Source organism: Bacillus sp. BP-3 (genome assembly GCF_028401955.1).
Taxonomy (GTDB): domain Bacteria; phylum Bacillota; class Bacilli; order Bacillales; family Bacillaceae_G; genus Bacillus_A.
The window spans coordinates 40936-61370 of sequence record NZ_JAQOTJ010000007.1; the positions used below are offsets into that span (position 1 = coordinate 40936).

The 20435-nt window shown below is 35.7% G+C and carries 8 protein-coding genes and 1 pseudogene; 8 read left to right on the plus strand and 1 reads right to left on the minus strand.

Annotated elements, in window-relative coordinates:
* Positions 1-410 precede the first annotated feature (410 nt).
* The 8 genes from fabF to ltaE are packed head-to-tail and all read left to right on the plus strand — an operon-like array spanning position 411 to position 19568.
* Positions 411-1652, plus strand: a complete 1242-nt coding sequence (gene fabF, locus PLX19_RS12955) for a beta-ketoacyl-ACP synthase II (protein ID WP_272189055.1) — start codon at positions 411-413, stop codon at positions 1650-1652.
* 15 nt (positions 1653-1667) lie between these two features.
* Positions 1668-9842, plus strand: a complete 8175-nt coding sequence (locus PLX19_RS12960; protein ID WP_272189056.1) for a non-ribosomal peptide synthetase — start codon at positions 1668-1670, stop codon at positions 9840-9842.
* Between the two features lie 17 nt (positions 9843-9859).
* The gene (locus PLX19_RS12965) at positions 9860-13828 is read left to right on the plus strand and encodes a non-ribosomal peptide synthetase (protein WP_272189057.1); all 3969 of its coding nucleotides are present in this window, start codon (positions 9860-9862) and stop codon (positions 13826-13828) included.
* Complete coding sequence (locus PLX19_RS12970; protein ID WP_272189058.1) at positions 13813-15312, plus strand: argininosuccinate lyase; 1500 nt, start codon at positions 13813-13815, stop codon at positions 15310-15312. Before PLX19_RS12965 ends, PLX19_RS12970 begins: the two co-directional genes overlap by 16 nt.
* Positions 15312-16265: a GHMP family kinase ATP-binding protein gene (locus PLX19_RS12975; protein WP_272189059.1), complete on the plus strand. Its 954-nt coding sequence runs from the start codon at positions 15312-15314 to the stop codon at positions 16263-16265. The genes PLX19_RS12970 and PLX19_RS12975 overlap by 1 nt, the downstream gene beginning before the upstream one ends.
* Positions 16246-17301, plus strand: coding sequence for a PLP-dependent cysteine synthase family protein (locus PLX19_RS12980; RefSeq protein ID WP_272189060.1), 1056 nt, complete (start codon positions 16246-16248; stop codon positions 17299-17301). The genes PLX19_RS12975 and PLX19_RS12980 overlap by 20 nt, the downstream gene beginning before the upstream one ends.
* Positions 17279-18523: an ATP-grasp domain-containing protein gene (locus PLX19_RS12985; RefSeq protein ID WP_272189061.1), complete on the plus strand. Its 1245-nt coding sequence runs from the start codon at positions 17279-17281 to the stop codon at positions 18521-18523. Before PLX19_RS12980 ends, PLX19_RS12985 begins: the two co-directional genes overlap by 23 nt.
* Positions 18507-19568, plus strand: coding sequence for a low-specificity L-threonine aldolase (gene ltaE, locus PLX19_RS12990; RefSeq protein ID WP_272189062.1), 1062 nt, complete (start codon positions 18507-18509; stop codon positions 19566-19568). Before PLX19_RS12985 ends, ltaE begins: the two co-directional genes overlap by 17 nt.
* On the opposite strand, the pseudogene PLX19_RS26210 reads toward ltaE, so the two are convergent.
* Positions 19561-20322 (minus strand): annotated as a pseudogene (locus PLX19_RS26210) (transposase). The gene ltaE and the pseudogene PLX19_RS26210 sit on opposite strands and share 8 nt — an antisense overlap.
* Positions 20323-20435 lie beyond the last annotated feature (113 nt).

Genomic DNA, 20435 nt, shown 5'->3' on the forward strand with positions numbered 1-20435 from the left:
TCGTTTTGAGGAGTTAAGTTCAATATAGGCGTGATCAAGGCAGTTTTCTTTGCAAGAGAGACTGCTTTTTACGTCACATGTTTCTAAAATTTTGTTGTACGGCTAAGGTGTATGAACGTAATGTAGTCTTTTTAAATAGAGAAGTACTTGATAGCGTTTGAGGATATACCATTACGTCTAGTTTGAATTTTCTAGTATAGAATTCAAATGGTTGCCCCTTTTCGTGAAAGAGCTATCATTTCAAAGGCTCAGTACTTGTGCCATTTGTTGTTTTTTTCTTTTTGAATATTGAGTCAAAATCTTTGTTATTACTACAGTTTTCTATTTTTTAAAGGTTGCGGAGAATACGGATGTGGTTATACGTACAGCTTTGTAGAATAATATTTAATTCAAAGTAAAGGAGATTATCAATGGGGAAGCGTGTAGTAGTAACAGGTATGGGCGTCATTACGCCAATTGGCAATGATGTGGAATCCTTTTGGCATAATGTGCTCCGTGGTGTAAGTGGAGTAGCGTATATAAGCTCTTTTGATACAGAAGGTTATACAACAAAAATAGGTGCAGAAGTGAAGGGATTTGATCCAAGACTCTACTTTAATTCTAAAGAGATTAATCGTATGGATAAGTTTGCACAATATGGGGTAATAGCTGCAAGGCAAGCTGTTGAAGGAGCAAAATTACCTATAGGTAAAATTAATCCATACCGTATTGGGACTATGGTAGGTTCAGGGGCAGGTGGTATGCATATGCTCATGAAAAATTATAAGAAATTCTTGGAGAAAGGGCCAAGAGGTATAAGTGCTTACTTAGCATCAGGAATGACAATTAATGCTACATCAAATGAAATTGCTATTCGCGTAGGTGCAAAGGCAAAGAGTGGAGCATTTGTAACTGCTTGTGCAACTGCAGCCACTTGTATTGGTGAAGGAATGCGAGCCATAAAGCATGATGAGGCTGATGTCATGATTGTTGGGGGGACAGAAGGGGACTTTACTCCAATTGATGTAGCCTCTTTCTCCAAAATTAAGGCGCTTTCTACTAGGAATGATGCTCCTCAAGAAGCGAGTCGACCATTTGATAAAAATAGAGATGGCTTTGTAATTGGTGCAGGAGGAGGCGTGTTAGTTCTGGAATCGGAGGAGTTTGCTAAGAGAAGAGGAGCGACGATATTAGCCGAATTGGCTGGATATGGAACGACGACAGATGCTTATCATATGACAGCGCCAGATAGTAAAGGTGAAGGGATACTAATGGCAATGAAACTTGCGCTAAAAGAAGCTGGCTTGAAACCGAATGATTTAGACTATATCAATGCTCATGGAACAAGTACGAGACTTAATGATTATATTGAAACAATGGCTATCAAAAAATTGATGGGGGATCACGCTAAGTTAGTTCCAGTTAGTTCTATTAAGTCTATGACTGGTCACCTGCTTGGAGGTGCCGGGGCTGTGGAGTTAATTGCGAGTATTCTAGCTCTACAAAATGATATTGTTCCTCCAACAATTAATTATACGGAACCGGATGAAGGGATGGATTTAAACTATGTGCCTAATGAGGCGCAAGTACACAAGGTTAATGCAGTAATGAGTAATTCATTTGGATTTGGCGGACATAACGCTTGTCTTGTTGTAAAAAAATATAATGGATAAAACAAGGGGGATTAAATGAACAGAATAGCAAGAAGAACTAGAGAGAATAACGTAGAAAGTTTTTTGAACATGGATTTATGCATCCATGAGCTAATTGAGAAACAAGTTGAATTAACGCCTGAAAGAACAGCGGTTATTTTTGAAGGAGAAGCTCTTTCTTATAAACAACTGAATGAAAGAGCAAACCAATTGGCTAACCTTTTAATTCAAAAGGATTTAGAACTTGAAGCACCAGTGGGAGTGTGCATGGAACGTTCTTTAGACTTGGTAGTTGCATTATTAGGGATTTTGAAGGCTGGAGGTGCGTATATACCTTTGGATCCGTCATACCCAAAACAAAGGTTGGAGTATATGCTTGAGGATTCTAGGCCATCATTTATTATTTCGACAAAAGATAAGAATGAATTATTTATATCATCTTTAAATCAAGAAAAATGTATTTTTTTAGACCAATGTGAAGAACTGGAGAATCAAATTAAAATCAACCCTAAGTCATCAGTAAAACCCGAAAATTTAATGTATATCATATATACATCCGGTTCGACCGGTAATCCTAAAGGTGTAATGAATACACATGCTGCTCTTAATAATCGTCTTCAGTGGATGCAAAAAGAATTTTCCTTAGGAGACATGGACCGTATTTTGCAAAAAACGCCTTACAGTTTTGATGTTTCGGTATGGGAGTTTTTCTGGCCATTGCTTTCTGGGGCAACTCTAGTAATAGCAAAACCAGAAGGGCACAAAGACCCAAATTATCTTATGAAAGTGATTGAGGAGTATCAAATCACAACGGTTCACTTTGTACCATCTATGCTACAAATCTTTTTAGATGCTTGGGAATCAAAACAACATCAAACGTCTTTAAAAAGAGTTATCTGTAGTGGAGAAGCACTAACTAAGTCGATGGAACAAACATTTTTTCTGAAAATGGGAAAAGTAGAACTCCATAATCTATATGGACCAACTGAAGCAGCTATTGATGTTTCTCATTGGAAATGTGATGGACTAGAATCAGGAAAGATGGTACCGATTGGATACCCTATTAGTAATATTCAGCTTTATATACTGGACGAGAATAAGGTACCCATTGAGGAAACAGGAATTAATGGTGAACTGTATATTGGTGGAATAGGTGTTGCTAAAGGATACTATAACAAGCCGGAGTTGACAGATGAAAGGTTTATTAAGAATCCATTCAAAGATGGAGGAAAGTTATATAAAACTGGTGATATTTGTAGATTTCGTCACGATGGTGCAATTGAATATGTGGGAAGAAGCGATTTTCAGGTTAAAATTCGTGGTATAAGAATTGAATTGGGGGAAATCGAAGCTATTATTGAGCGCCTTCCCCATATTAAACAGTGCGTTGTAGCTACGTTTTATGAAGAGAATCATACATACTTATCAGCTTATATAACGTTAGTTGAAGGGAAAGAATGGAATGAAGAGGAGACGAGAATAGATGTTGGAAAGTTACTTCCTGAACACATGGTCCCATCGTTTTTTGTTCAACTAAAAACCTTACCTTTATCCCTTAATGGAAAGATAAATCGAAACGATCTACCGAATCCAAAAATCTTACGCATTATTGAAGAAAGTGAAAAGCCTGTAACTACTACAGAGAAATTTATCGCTAATTTATGGGGAGAACTTCTTAAGTTGGACAAGGTAGGCCTTAATGAATCGTTTATCAACATAGGGGGGAACTCTTTGTTTGCCGCAAGGTTTGCTGCTCGGATAAAAGAAGATTTAAATATTTTTATAACATTGCAACATCTATTTGAATATCCAACTGTTCGTAAGATTAGTGAATTTATTGAAGAGCAAAAATCTGATTCAGAGCAGATAGAATTAATTCCAAGTGTCACATCTAATACCCGTATGAATCTTTCATATTCACAAAAAAGACTGTGGTTTATTAATGAACTAGAAGGTTTAAATTCTTTATATAGTTTGCCGAATTATATAGAGATCGAGGGAGACTTACATGTTAAGTCGTTGGAAAAAGGTTTAAATGAGGTAATACAACGACAGGAGATTTTAAGAAGTAATTTCTTTTCGGGAGATGGAGTACCGTATCAGATAATTAATTTTAATAAAAATTGTGTTTTGAATGTGATTGATTTATCTGCACATGGTGAAGAAAATGGAATGATAGAAGCAATAAAGGAAATGAAAGATGATGCTGCTATTCCATTTAACCTTGAGATAGATCTATTATATCGCTTTAAACTATTTAAAATTAATAAAAAACGACATATTTTATATTTTAATATGCATCATATTATCTCAGATGGCTGGTCTCATAATGTTTTTAAAACAGAATTATTTGAATACTATAAAAAAAGTATTGATTCAAAAATGCTTAATAAAGAAGAGAGAATTCAATACAGTGATTATATTGCTTGGCAGAATAATTTGACAAATAGCCCTTTATATAAGAAGCAACTGACTTATTGGAAAGAAAAATTATCTACTGAGGCACCTATTATTCAATTAGCTGCAGACCAGAGAAAAATCCCCTCTGGTAATTATGAAGGGAATATAAATACGTTTAGATTCCCACATAAATTAATAGTTCAATTAGAGCGAATATGTAAAAAACAAAAAAGTACATTATTTATGGCTATGCTCTCTCTATACAAGATTTTCCTATATCGTCTCTCTTCTGAGAATGACTTGGCTGTAGGAATACCTGTCGCTGGTCGTAATCATCCAAAATTGGAGGAGTTAATAGGTTTCTTTGTTAATACGTTAGTTATTCGCAATAGAATTGAAGAGGGGATGTCATTTGAGGATATATTACAGATTGTTCGAAAATCATCAATTGAAGCATTTTCTAATAGTGATGTACCGTTTGAACAGGTTGTAGAGGAGGTTCAACCTCAGCGATCTGTACACCAAACACCATTATTTCAATATATGTTTGCTTTTCAGGATTTTTCTCCTTCATTAGTAGAAGTTCCACATTTAAATGTTAGTGAACCAGTACTTATTCATAACGGAACAGCTAAATTTGATTTGACTTTATTTATTGAGAAGGACGTTAATGGCTATTATGGAAAGTGGGAATATCGAACTGATGTTTTTAGTGAAGAAGCGATTGAACGTTTTACAAATGTCTTTTTAAATTTACTTTCTGCTGTTATTAATTATTCTGATTTTCCTGTGGAGCAGCTTTCATTACTTACAAAACAAGAAGAAGAACTTTTAATTAAAGGGTTTAATCCTACAAAGAATAAGTTTCCTACTGTTTGTTTGCATGAACTTTTTGAGCAACAAGCAGTACGTACACCTGAATACATTGCAGTGAAGTATGAGGGGCAGCAACTAACATATAGGGAGCTGAATGAGAAAGCTAACAAACTGGCTCATTTTCTCAAGGATAAAGGAGTTAAGCCGGATACACCAGTTGGGCTACGAATTGATCGTTCTTTAGAACTTGTTGTGGCAATGTTAGGAATTCTAAAGGCGGGTGGAGCGTATCTTCCAATTGACACGGAACTTCCAGAAAATCGTGTGTATTCGATACTTAGCGATGCCAATGTATCGCTATGTTTAACACAGAAATCACGGGTAGCTTTACAAAGTCCAGGCATTGAATACATGGAGTTTTCTTTGCTTGAAAGTAATTTCGATAATTTTCCAGATACCAAGCCGCATGTTACGTTAAATCACGATCATCTTGTATCCGTATACTATACATCAGGATCTACTGGAAAGCCGAAAGGAGTCAGTAGTACACATAAAGGATGGGTAAATAGAATGAACTGGATGCAAAATAAGCATCAGTTAAAGGGGAAAGAGGTGGTTCTACAAAAGACTACTTTGACATTTGATGATGCTGCAGTAGAATTTTTTTGGCCGTTGATGGTTGGTGGAACTATTGCGCTTATTCCAAAAGATACACATAAGGACCCTAGTAGTATCATACATTATGCAATTCATTATAAGGTTTCGGTGTTACAATTTGTCCCTAGCATGCTACAAATGGTGCTGGATTTGATTACACCAGAACAAAAATTATTATTATCCAATTTAAGAATAGTTGTCTCAAGTGGTGAAGCTTTAAAAGTGGAGCTTATTAATGAGTTTTATAAAAAAATGCCAGGTAATCTATTTAATTCATGGGGAGCAACAGAGGTATCAATTGATTCTACGTGCTTTGATTGCCAACCAGTTTGTAATCAATTTTCAGAAATTTCTTCAGTAGGTAAAGCGATCGATAATAACCGTGTTTATGTGCTTGATCGTTACTTGAAGCCAGTTCCTCTCGGAACTGTGGGTGATTTATACATTGCCGGTATTGGTTTAGCTAGAGGGTACCTGAATAATCCTGAACGAACAGCAGAGGCTTTTATTTCAGATCCTTTCTATCCAGGAGAATCTATGTATCGGACAGGGGATAGAGGATATTTGCAATCCAATGGAAATATTATGTTCGTTGGCCGAGAGGATAATCAGATTAAACTGAGAGGTATGCGTATTGAACTTGGAGAAATTGAAAACACCCTGAGAATGTTAAAGAGTATAAAAGAAGCAGTAGTGATAGTAAAGAAGATGGATTCTGATATTCAGCATCTAGTAGCATATTACACAATGGAACAAGGTAATACGGATCCTTGGTTTATAAAGCAAGAATTGCAACAAGTCCTTCCTGATTATATGGTACCAAGTTACTATGTGGAGTTAGAAGATTTTCCACTTAATGCAAATGGTAAGATTGAGCGAAATAACCTTCCAGATCCTTCAAAGGAACATTTAGTAATTAACTCTCAATTTATAATGCCAAGAACTCAAGCTGAGAGGAAGATGGAGAGTATTTGGATTCGAAGATTAGGGCTAGAACGAATTGGTATTCAGGACAACTTCTTTGAACTAGGGGGCCATTCGCTACTTGCTGTACAAATTATAGCGGATATTAATAGAGAATTTAACACTAATATGCAGGTTAAGATGCTATTTGAGAACCCTACTATAGAGGGAATAAGTAGTAAGGTTCAAGGGAGATGTGAAATAGGTGCACGTAAAAACCCTATCCATAAGGTTGATCGAAGTAAACCAATTCCTGTATCAGACGCTCAAAAGCGGATTTGGTTTCTAAATAAATTAAATCATGACACTAAATACAATATGCCTCTTGTATTGAAATTTAGTGGCTTAGTAGATGAGATAAGGTTGAATCATTGTATTAATCAACTCATAGCTAGACATGAATCTCTGAGAACGGTATTTGTCGAGAAAGAAGGAGTTCCATATCAAAGAGTACTACCTCAAGTAAGTATTTCCTTACAGAAAAAATATCTAGAAGGAAGTGATTTGCAAGGGATTATTCAAGAGGAATTACAGCAAACATTTAATCTATCACAGGCTCCTTTAGTGAGAGGAAGTTTAGTGAGAAGCCGTAAGGAAGATACATTAATTCTAGTATTTCACCACATTATATGTGACGGTTGGTCATTGACTGTTTTAAAAGATGAACTCCTTCGTCTTTACATGGGTGAAATGAAATTGTTAATAGAAGAGCCAACTCAGTATCCAGATTATGCTGTTTGGCAAATGAAACAGCAAAAAGAACAGGATTATAAGGAGCAAGTTTTATATTGGAAAGAAAAATTAGCTGGTCCTATCCCTTTGCTACAATTACCGATAGATAAACAAGTAAATGACCTTAAACAGAAAAATTATACGATTCATAAGGTGCTCGATAGAAAACTCTCAAAGAGAATCAGGTCATTTAGTAGAGAACAAAAGGTAACAACATTTATGTATTTTTTGACTGCATTTAATATGTTATTGGGTAAGCAGTCAGGACAAAAAGAAATAATTGTAGGAACGCCAGTTATAAATCGGAAATTAGAAGAGCTATCAAGTTCAGTTGGACTATATTTAAATACCTTACCATTGAAAGCTGATATCAAAGAAGATATAACATACCTTGAGTTATTACAACAGATGAAGGAAGTTGTTATAGAGGCTTTTGAGAATCAAGATATCTCGTTTGAGAAGATTGTTGAAGAGGTTCAACCTGATCGGAACTTAAGTAGAAATCCACTATTTGATGTCCTAATAAATTATAGGAATTTTGAAGAAGAGAAAACTTACAGGCTAGGGGATTTGGAGGTACAAGAGGTTGTTGTAGATTCCATTGAATCGAAGTTCTTTATGACACTCTATATTGAAGAAACTTTGGAACACTTTAATATTAGCTTGGCTTTCCAAAATGATATGTTCTCTATAGAGAGAATGGAAGAGTTACTTAATCAGTATGTTTATCTTCTGGAACAGACGCTGCAAATTTCATCAGGACTAGTAGGGGATTTTTCTTTAATCACTCCTCAGGCCAGAGTATTACTACCGGACCCAACAGAGCAGCTGAGGGAAGAAAAATTTCAGACCGTTATTAATAGTATTGAACAATGGGCTTTAATTATGCCACATCATGTAGCTGTCGAGGAAGGAGATGTTCAATATACGTATGGCAATTTGCAACATAGATCTCTACAAATTGCCAGAGCACTTTTAAGCAAGGATGTAAAGGCTGAGACAGTGGTGGCTGTATATGGAAAAAGAAGTTTTGAAATGATTGCCTCTATTTTAGGAGTTCTTCAGGCAAATTCTATTTTTCTTAATATTGATCATCAGGTACCAGTGCAAAGAATGAAACAAATGTTAGAGATAGCACAAGCAAAATGTATTTTAGCTACTGAACCAATGTCAGCAGAACATGAGAAAATTGCTAACGAGCTCGGAATGTCGATAGTTAGAACGGATATGATTCCTTTATCGACTGAAGAGCCGGACATGGCTATTCATTCTAATTGTACAAGTGAAGATGCATATATTTTCTTTACATCAGGTACAACTGGTGAGCCAAAGGGAATATTAGGAACACATAATGGTTTAGCGCAATTTTTACAATGGCAAAAGACACAATTTCAAGTAACTCCGAAAGATCGCACTGCCCAATTAACACATGTAGCTTTTGATGTATATCTAAGAGATATATTTTTGCCTTTAACAAGTGGAGCAACTCTTTGTATCCCATTAGAGGAAGAGACAAATATCCTTGGATGGTTACAGAGGAAGGATATAACATTACTCCATGCAGTGCCATCTCTTTCAAGGATTTGGTTAGATCATTCAGCTAAAGGAGAATATTTAAATGAATTACGACATATTTTCTTTGCTGGTGAACGGTTACAAGCTAATTTAGTCCAAGCTTGGCAGCAGGTAACTGATGCGCAGATAAATAATTTCTACGGACAAACGGAGACAACGCTCGCAAAATGTTTTTTTGAGGTTCAGGCAGAATTAGATTTTGATGTAATTCCGATAGGGAAGCCAATTCCACAAGCACAGTTGCTGATTTTAAATGAAAGAGGGCAGCTTTGTGGTGTGGGAGAACCAGGTGAGATTATTGTTAGAACACCATATTGTACAAAAGGATATATTAATAAAAAAACGGAGGCATTCTTTGAAAGTACTTTTACAAAACACCCAGCGGATAAATTGTATCGGACAGGTGATATGGGAAGGTTTCGTCTAGATGGTGGAATTGAAATTATTGGGCGTAACGATGGACAAATCAAAATAAGAGGCGTCCGCATCAATAAAGATGAGATTACTGCTGTAATTCTTAAACAAACGAATGTAAAACAATGTTTAGTCTTAGATGTTCAAGATATGGGAGAAACAAGGCTCAATGCGTATGTAGTATTTAAGGAGAAAGATAAGGTTGATTTTAATCTACTACGTAGGGAATTAATGAGAGAACTTCCATTAGCCATGATTCCGAGTCAATTTATAGAAATTGATAGGTTGCCTGTTACCAAAAATGGAAAAGTGGATCAAGTGCAGTTGTTAGAATATGTAGTTGAAAGAAAAACGGAGTCTGAAGAGAGAAATCTGTGTCCGTTAGAGAAAGAACTTGTAGCAATTTGGTCAGAATTATTGCCTAGTAAAAACATTAAGCATACTGATAACTTTTTTGAATTAGGAGGACATTCCTTATTAATTGTAAAAATGATTTCCTTTGTTCGGGAGCGTTTAAATTATGATATTAGTTTACGAACAGTTTTTGAACATCCAACAATTCAAGAGATAGCAATTCATCTGCTTGATAGTAAGAAGAAAAAAAATATAGCTATTACAAGGGTTGAGAGAATTAAATATAGGATTGAAGAATAATGGAGGGAGTGAATGAGATGAGTAAATTGCCAGTTGAAAATGAAGTATATATGCTTCCGGCTTCCTATGGACAAACCCGAATGTGGTTTTTTGAGCAAATGTTTTCAAACAGTGCCACTTATGCAATCCCCTTTATCTTTAAGATAAAGGGGGCACTCAATAAAAAAGCACTAGAGCAAACACTTCAAAAAATTATTAATCGTCATGAAGTATTACGTACAACCTTTTATGAAAATGATGGGGAGATATTACAAAAAATTTCGGTAAGTGTTCCTGACTTTAATTTGGAAATGATTAAAAGAGAGGGGATTGAACAGGTACAACCTCTAGAGTCATATCTGAAGGAGTTTTCAAAAGAGACATTCGATCTAGTAAAGGGACCTCTAATAAAATTTAAACTTATTCAATTGGGCGAAGAATATCATTATCTTTTAGTTAACGTACATCATAGTATATTTGATGCCTGGTCTATAAATATATTGGAAAAAGAAATATTGAAGATTTATCCGTACTTCGATAAAGAGTTAAATTTTGATTGGGAAGAGCTTCCATTACAGTATGCAGATTATGCAGTTTGGCAAAAGAAGAGTTTTGAGGGTTTAAATCTAGAAGAGGGTTTGAATTTTTGGCGAAATTACTTACAACACGCTCCCTTAGTTTTAGATCTTCCAATAGATAGAGCTCGGCCGAAGGAACCTTCTTATCAAGGGGATAATTACAAATTCGCGTTTCCGAAAAATTTATCTAATGATATTCAAGAGTTTTGTCGAACCAATAATACAACATATTACGCATTTTTTTTATCGGTATTTAATATATTGTTATACAGATATTCTGGACAGAAAGATATTGTAGTAGGCACGCCTATTACTAATAGAAAGGATAAACAGATACAAGAATTAATAGGTTTTTTTGTTAATACCTTGCCGATTAGAACAGTTATCCAATCTAATAAAAGTTTTCGAATGGTATTACAGGATACGGTTGAATCTTTTCTTCAAGCTCATGAGAATGGTGATGTGCCATTTGAAAAAATTGTACAGGAAGTAAGTCCTGAACGTGATAAAAGTTACCATCCAATATTTCAGGTGCTTTTCACCTTACATGAAAATAAAGAAGAGAAGCTATCTCAACAGTTATTGATAGAACATGAAAAAATTAACACAAGCACTTCTAAATTTGATTTTGTTTTATACATTTCGTGTGAAACCGATAATATGACAGGAGAGATTGAATATAGTACCGACCTTTTTGATAAGGTTTCAATCGATAGGATTTTTGAAAACTATGTGTCATGTATTCAGGCAGTTCTTAAATCACCAGATGAATCTATTTCTGCAATAAATATGTTGACGGAGGAAGAGAAAAGTGAATTGGTCATTGAGGAGAGCGGGAATTTAGATTGTAGTAGATTTGTACATCATTTGTTTGAAAAAGAGGCTGCCAATTATGCAAACAAGACAGCAATAAAAGGTACAAAATATTCCTTTTCGTATAAGGAATTAAATGAACGAGCTAATCAAGTTGCAAATGAGTTGCAAAAACAAGGAGTTCAATCCGGTGACGTTATTGGTATATGTCTTAAGAGATCTCCAGAGCAGATCGCTACAATAATAGGTGTTTTAAAATGCGGTTGTGCCTACCTTCCAATTGATCCGGCTTTGCCTAAGGAAAGAATTAGACTTATCGTAGATGATTCTGGGACTAAAATGATAATAACTGATGGCATAGATTTAGCAGGGATATTAGATGTATCATTCCTTTCTCTAAATGCAATCTTTAGAGATGGAAGTACAGAATGTATCAAATGGGTTCCATATCAACACCCGAAGGAACATTTAGCCTATGTTATTTATACCTCTGGATCAACAGGAAAGCCAAAAGGAATAGGAATTACACATGCATCCTTACTGAATCATATTCAAGGTATGCTACAGGTATTTCCTATGGGGGATGATGAGAGAGTTTTGCAGAATATTACCTATAGTTTTGATGCATCAGTAACAGAAATATTTTCTACGTTTTTAGGAGGGGGTACTTTAATTCTTACTCATCCAGATAGACAATTTGATATTGAGTATTTGGCTGAGTTAATGATTAATGAGTCTGTTACAAGAGCGCAATTATTCCATAGTCTAATAGAGAAGTTAATAGATCTTTCTTCATTCACAGAAAAGAATAACCTTCGTTATGTATTTACGGGAGGAGAAGCGCTTAGTAATCAGTTGGTTCGCCTATTTCATGAAAAGATGGGTGAAAAAGTTTCATTTGTAAATCTATATGGCCCAACGGAAGCTACAGTGGCCTCTACATATTGGATAAGCGAACCTAATTGCAATCAAAATTCTGCCCCTATTGGTTCGGCCCTACCTGGATATCATTTGCTTGTTCTTAATGAAGATTTACAGCATGTTCCTAGAGGCGGAGTAGGTGAACTTTTTATTGGGGGAAAAGGTGTAGCACCGGGATATTTCAATAACAAAAGGTTAAATCAATCGAATTTTATTTCAATTAATAGTAATGGGATTAGTAATTTGTATTATAGAACTGGAGATTTAGTTAAACAATTAGCAAATGGTCAATTTGTTTTTCTTACAAGGAAAGATTCTCAAGTTAAGGTAAGAGGTTTTCGAATTGAACTGGATGAAATCAAGAACGAGTTATTAAAGCAAACAGAGATTGAAAATGCAGTTGTGATAACGAAAGAAATAAAAGGAGACAAGAAGATATTTGCATTTATCATACGTGCAGAGGGAGCGGATATTTCTGCGAATAATGTAAAGGAGAGACTTGAAAATACTCTACCTCATTATATGATCCCAAAAGTAATATCTTGGATTGATAAAGTTCCTATTACGTTAAACGGGAAGGTTGATCAGCAAAAGCTACCTTTTGAAAGAAACGATTTAACTAATAAGGAAAAAATATTTGCTAAGAATTTATTGGAACGGCAACTAGCAGATATTTGGGGAGAGGCATTGAACCTGACTTCTGTAGGAATAAATGAGGATTTTTTTGATCTTGGTGGCCACAGTATAAAGGCTATTGAAGTTATGGGATTGATTCGTAAGAAATTAAATCTTCATATACCGCTGTCTTGTCTATTCGAATATAAGACAATAAAAGAATTGTCTGAATATATAAAAGAGGGTGGTTATTCTGGAGGAACAGTTCTTACGCTTCCACTAAAGCAGACCACTTCTTCAGAACCGCCACTATTCCTTATTCACCCAGGTGGCGGTGGCGCATTATGCTATGTCCCATTAGCAAAAGGTATTACCAAGAATATAAATATATTTGGAATACAATCACAAGGGTATGAAACAAATAAGGAACCTTTAACAAGTATCTTTTCCATGGCGAAGTTGTACACGGGAGAAATACTGAAAATTCAGTCTAAAGGACCGTATCGTTTGGCAGGATGGTCTATGGGTGGAACATTGGCTGTAGAAATAGCGAGGTTGCTAGAGGAAAGAGGAGAAAATATTTCATTTATTGGTTTAATAGATGCACATCCATTTGATCAGTCTATGAAAAGACTGGATCGTGAAGAGCCATTAGTAGTGTGGGCATATAGTTTAGGCATTCAAGCTAATGAGCTCTATAACAAAAGTGAGATTGAAAAGTATCAAATTGTGTTGGGGGCAGCCAAAGAGAAAGGGGTAATTCCGAGAAGTGCGGAGTTAGAAGATGCAAAGCAAATTATAAAAGTAATGGCAGCAAACAACATGGCAAGTGATCAATATGAATTTGGTGAACCAATTCAATCAAATTTAGTTTTGCTAAATTGTAAAGAAATAGATTCTCGTTATTCTCATGAATTAGTAGATGTTGAATGCTGGAAAAATAGGACTAAGGGGAAAGTATATGTTTATCCTATTAAAGGGAAGCATAATAATTTGATGCTATCCCCACAAGTTGAGTATATAAGCGAGATAATTACAAATGTTTTAGAAGGGAGAGAGGGAATATGCAGACACAAGTAACGGGGCGTATTCAAAAATCACCCCATGAGGCATATATAGAGAATATTTTGTTTCCTCAATTTGAGTACGAGTTAGAAAATTATTTACCTCACTACTTAAATATTGAAAAGGTTTTATTAAAGGCTTATAAACAAATGGATGTTTTATCTGAAGAAGAGGTTTGTAAAATATGGGAATCTATTGAACGAGTTGATAGGGATTCTATACTTAAAATTTCAAGTAATAATATGACAGATATCGCGTTAAGTATAGAAAGAGTAATAGAGCATCATCTAGATAAATCTATTACAAAGTGGCATATTGATCGAAGTCGTAATGATTTTCAAGCTTGTGCACAATTAATGTATGCACGTGAGAATTGGATTCATCTTACTAAGAAAATGGATTCATTTGCTCAACTTTTGATAAAAAAAGCAAAAAAGCATATTCATACGGTTATGCCGGGCTATACTCATTATCAATCCGCACAAATCATAAGTGTAGGATTTTACTTAACTGCGATTAGTCGTCATTTATTAAGAACAATTAATAAGATGATTGACGTATTAGATACCATAAATAACCAATGCCCTTTAGGGTCAGGGGCAATGTCCGGTCAAGAGTATGAATGGGACTGTATTCAAATGGCTAATGATTTGGGGTTTCAATCTTATATTGGTCATGCGTTGAGTGGTGTAGCATCTAGAGAGTGGGTATTAGAAATTGCAGGATGCATTTCATTTTTTGCTAACAATATGAGCCGATTCCTAACGGATATTATGCATTGGGGAAGTAGTGAGTACCAGTTTATAGATCTACCAGATGAGTTAACTGGTATTTCTTCATCCATGCCTCAAAAGAGAAATTTTCCTGTTATTGAGAGGCTTAGGGGAAAGACGAGTCATCTAATTTCCTACCATATAGATTTTTTAATAGGCCAACGAAATACGCCATACAGTAACTTGGTAGAAGTATCAAAGGAAGCAAGTCGAAATTTATCTACACTATTTAAAGAAACCGACAGTTTATTAGATTTACTAATTTTAGTTTTTGAGAACATCTCTTTTAAAGAAGAAAATATGAAACACTGTTGCGCCTTAGAGTATTATGGTGGTTTTACGCTAGCTAATATATTAACAGAAAAGAGTGATATTCCATATCGAAAAGCTCAAGTTGTAGCGGGACGATTTATTACAAAATCTTTAGAAACTAACATTCTTCCTGCAGACGCTTCCGTTGAACTGTTGAATGAAATTTGCTCTGAATACGGATATTCTAATATGGTTTCGTTGAGGGAATTAAGAAATATATTTGATGTTGAGAAAGCATTGGGTTTAAAAAATACACAGGGTTCTACTAATCCAAATGCTGTAGAAGAAATATTAAAAAGCCAATGTGTAGAAGAAGAGCGTTTACGTAAGGAACTATGTACCTTTATGGATAAAGTTGAAAATAGAATTGATAAGCTTGAGAACTGGGGATCTATTTGTGAGGAGATTATATAATGAGACAATCGAATCAATTATTGTTAGAAAAGGAACAAACTAGCGTCATTAAAAAAGGGAGTGGGAAGGCTTGTGGAACCTTCGGAGAATTGTTACAAGGTGTTTTGCCAGAAGATAGAAATTTTTTGGTAACACTTCCTATTAATCGGTACTCACGGTGTGAATTTATTTCTATACCCGAAGCAAAGGAGCTTAGCATTTACCCACCAAACCAAACAAAATCTTTAGAGATAGCAAAACGAATTTTACAGTTTTATAGCTTACCAGCCGGAGGGTCTATCAAGATATACAGTGAACTTAGTAAAGGGAAAGGGCTTGCTAGTTCTACAGCAGATATGGTTGCGGTTTCAAGGGCTATTGAATCATGTTTTAAAATTAATATCCCTTCTTCCATCTTAGAGATGTTATTGCGCGAGATTGAACCATCCGATGGAGTAATGTACCCAGGGATAGTATCTTTCTATCATAAAGAAGTTAAAATTCGAGAATCAATCGCTGATTGCCCACCGTTAACTGTTATTGCATTGGATGAAGGGGGACAAGTTGATACAGTTGCTTTTAATGATCTTCCCAAGCCATTTAATTTAGAAGAAAAACAAGAGTATCAAATGTTACTAGAACAGATGGTGTTATCTGTAAGAAATCAAGACTTAACTTTATTGGGAGAAGTGGCTACCAGAAGTGCCGAATTAAATCAAAAACTTCATGCGAAAAGGACATTTGAAAAGATGCATTCTATTTGCGAAGCGATTGGGGGACTAGGGGTTGTAATAGCGCATAGTGGAACATATATAGGGATTTTAATTTCAAAAACAGATCCTTTTTACTCACAAAAAATTTCCTCCGGTCTGTTGAAAATAAGAGAATTAGGTTATCCAACAGAGATATTCCATACTGTATCATCATCTTGCTTACAAGAAGGAGGAGAGAGAAATGAAAGATACTATTATTGATTTAATTGGCCTAACGCCTTTGGTAAAACTTCGTGCCAACGGTGAGAAAAGAAACGGGGCGGTTTATGCAAAATTAGAAATGCAAAATCCATACGGTATGAAGGATCGTGTGGCAAAACAAATGATTTTAGAAGCAAAACGTACAGGTTTATTAAAAGAGGGCGCTCCTATTGTAGAGAGCTCCTCTGGTACCCTTGCAATGGGGCTTGCAATGGTTGGAACGTATTTAGGGCATGATGTTCATATTGTTACAGATCCTCGAATTGATGATTTAACTTACAAGAAACTTAAAGCCTTAGGAGCGCATGTCCATATTGTAGAGAAGATGGCAGACACAGGTGGTTGGCAAATGGCAAGATTACGATATTTAAAGGAATTACTTGTAAAGTATCCGACAGCATATTGGCCAAAACAGTATGAAAATATTCAAAATCCTTTATCGTATGATCATCTCGCTAAGGGTATAACAGAGGATTTAGGAAAGGTTGATTATTTAGTTGGAGCAGTAGGGAGTGGAGGCTCGTTATGTGGCACTGCCCAAGCACTCAAGTCTACTAATCCTGATTTGAAAGTTTTGGCCGTTGATGCAGTAGGAAGTGCAGTGTTTTTTCAAAAGGACAGACCATATCGTCTTCAAAGTGGATTGGGTAATAGTTTAAAGCCGCCAAATGTTGATTACTCAGTTATTGACGAAGTACACTGGCTAAATGATGAAGAGGCTTTTAATTGGACACTGGAATTAGCACGCCATGAGAAAATTATTGCAGGAAATAGCTCAGGTAGTGTATATGCTGTTGCCAGATGGTTAAGTACACAAGTTGAGGAAGATAAGGTAATTGCTTGTATTTTTCCTGATAGAGGAGATCGTTATGCTAATACGATCTATGATGATAGTTTTTATATACATCATAAACTAAATAGAGGGAAATTAAATATAAATCCGATAGAAATAGGGAGTATACAAGATGTCGACCATTGGACTTATTTTCATTTTGACAAAGGAAAGTGTATAAATGAAGAAACTACTATTTATTGAGTCAAATACTACTGGAACAGGAATGTTAGCTTTGATAAAAGCAAGAGAGCTAGGTTTTACACCTGTACTTTTTACAAGTAGTCCAAAGCGGTATATAGGGTTAGAAGAAACTCAATGTATAATCTTAGAATGTGATACGAATAATCTAGATTGTATTAGAGCAATAATTCGGTCGCAATTCGAAGCAGATGAAATAAAAGGTATCACAACAACAAGTGAATTTTACATTGAAACGGTAGCGGTCCTAGCTAAAGAACTAGGCCTTGTAGGGAACCCTATAGATACTGTGAAAAAATGCAGAAATAAGGCAGAAATGCGTCTTCTACTAAAAGATATGTGCAATATTTATCCACTGTGGTTTTATACTATTGGATCGCCTGAAAGGTTAGAGGAGATAAAAGATAATATAAGATTTCCATGTATTGTTAAACCTGTCGATGATAGTGGTTCTAATAATGTATTGAAGTGTTATTCATATGAAGAAGTAAGAAATCAAACTGAGAAAATTTTGAATAATATGTATAATGTTCGATCTCAAAAAAACATACAAAATGTACTAGTGGAAGAGTATGTACCTGGGCAAGAATATAGCGTGGAAGTTTTTGCTCACAATGGTAAGTTTCATATTGTTGGAGTTACTCAGAAGATTGTGGGGTATGAACCGTATTTTATAGAAGGTGGGCACACATTTCCAGCGCAAGTTTCTGATGATATACGGTTAGTTATTGAAAGAGGCGTAACTGCAATTATAGAAAAGATAAACTGGCAAAATGGTCCTTGTCATCTAGAAATTAAGGTAAGGGAAGAGAAAGTATTTTTAGTAGAGTTTAATGGCAGACTTGCTGGAGGAATGATACCAGAATTGATTCGGTATGCGACTGGAGTAGATTTGCTAAAAGAACAATTAAAAGTTGTAACAGGGATAGCGCCGGAAGTATATCAGAATCCTTTCTTATACGCAGGGATACGTTTTATTATCCCACCTAGAGATGGGATAATAAAAAGTATTGTTGGTATAGAGGAAATAGAGAATACTTTAGGAATTAAAGAGGTGAAATTCCGTGCGATTTTGGGAGAATCCGTACAAAAAGTTCAAAATGCTTATGGAAGAATAGGGCATATAATCGGGATATCACCAAATGTAGATGAACTAAATTTCCTTTTAGATAAATGTATGAATGCCTTAAAGATAGAAGTTGAGGGGTGTGGAGAGTGTGATTAATTACTTGAGTGACACAGTAACATTACCTACTGAAGAAATGCTAAAATCAATTCAAAATGTTGAGCTAGGTGATGATGTATATGGACAAGACAAGACAGTTAATCAATTAGAGGAATCAGCTGCTAATATGCTAGGAATGGAAGCTGCGTGTTTCATGCCAAGTGGTACAATGGCTAATCTTGCTTCTATCTTAGCTCATTGCCCAAGGGGGACTGCGGTTTTGGTTGGGGATGAATCTGACATTTATATTTATGAGGCAGGTGGGGCTGCAATTTGTGGGGGTGTTATGTACCAGCCAATTAAGACACAACCAGATGGTCGCTTTCTATTGACTGATTTAGAGGCTGCCTTCCCTAACGATGAAACAGATCCACAGTTTGCGTTGCCAGCATTAATATGCCTAGAGAATACTCATAATCGTTGTGGCGGGAAAGTACTACCACTCTCATACTTAAAAGAGATTAAAGAGTTTGCTATGAAGCGAAATATCCCAGTTCATATGGATGGTGCACGAGTATTTAATGCAGCAGTTCATTTAGGTATAGAAGTTAAAGAGATCGCGCAATATGCAGACTCCCTTCAATTTTGTTTATCCAAAGGACTATCAGCACCAATCGGTTCAATAGTAGTTGGGAAACATAAGTATATTGAGAAGGTAAGACGGATTAGAAAAATGTTAGGGGGAGGGATGCGTCAAGTAGGAATTATTGCAGCACCAGCTATTGTAGCTTTACAAACAATGACCTTGCGTTTGCAAGATGATCATAGAAGAGCGAAGAAGTTGGCGACCGGATTGGCGAATATTACCGGAATTGAGCTTGATGCATCAGAGGTACAAACAAATATTGTGATGTTTCGTGTAACAGATCCAAATTATAATTGGATAAAATTTCTAAAGGAAACTGAGGAAAGAGGTATCATTTTATCTGAAATGGGTTATGGTCGGATAAGAGCTGTTGTTCATCGACATATTACAGAAAAAGATATTGAATATACGATTGAAATAATAGAGAAGTTGTTGAACAACAGCCCTGTAATTAAATAGTTATAATTGTTTTGTTGTTTTTTAGACTTTCTTCCTCAAACGAGCGGTTCTTTTCCGCCTGTTTGAGGAAGTTGTGGGCTATGGCAACCAGCCCGAACTCGATTGTTACTTTCGTCAATCTCCTTAGCGAGAATCGACGGAACGATCGATTGCCCTTGATATGACCGAATGCGCTTTCTACCTCCGCTTTTCGCTTGGCGTAGATTTGTGATCCTTCGTCAGACCAAAGGCTTTGTTTTGCTTTCGCTTTTAATTCTTCATAACTGTCTGTCGCCTTTTTCCGTACAAAAGAATACTTATTGGCATTCGCTTCAATTTTTGTACCATCCAAAAAGTAATCCTCCATAGATATGTAGTTTTGTTTTAATAAGAGTTGGATTAATTCTGTGAAAAGTGGTTCAATCATATCTTTCATTCGTTCGGAACGAAAGCGATTGATTGTACGAAAAACAGGCGTCTGTTGCCCAGATAGTCACATCATCGGTAGGTGTTCTCGCGATGATCTGGCAATATCACGACAAGAATAGATTTTTTGCGTATATGCGTAGAGGATTACCTTTGTCATCATTTTTGGGTGATATGAACTACGACCACCACCTTGATAACGAGAGAAGAATAACTCGTCACTGACTTGTTCCACCATATCATGGATGACTCTCACCACATGATCTTCTGGAATTAGTTCGCTATAGTCCATTGGTAGAATTAATTGACCCATGTTATAATGAATGAAAGTAGCTGAATGGTTACTCATAAAAAATCGCCTCCTATTTTTGTTGGTTTGGTCACTTACAATTATACAGGATAAGGCGATTTTTTTGTGCGCAAAAAAGGGCCACCCATAAGTCGGTGAAACCGACTTATGGG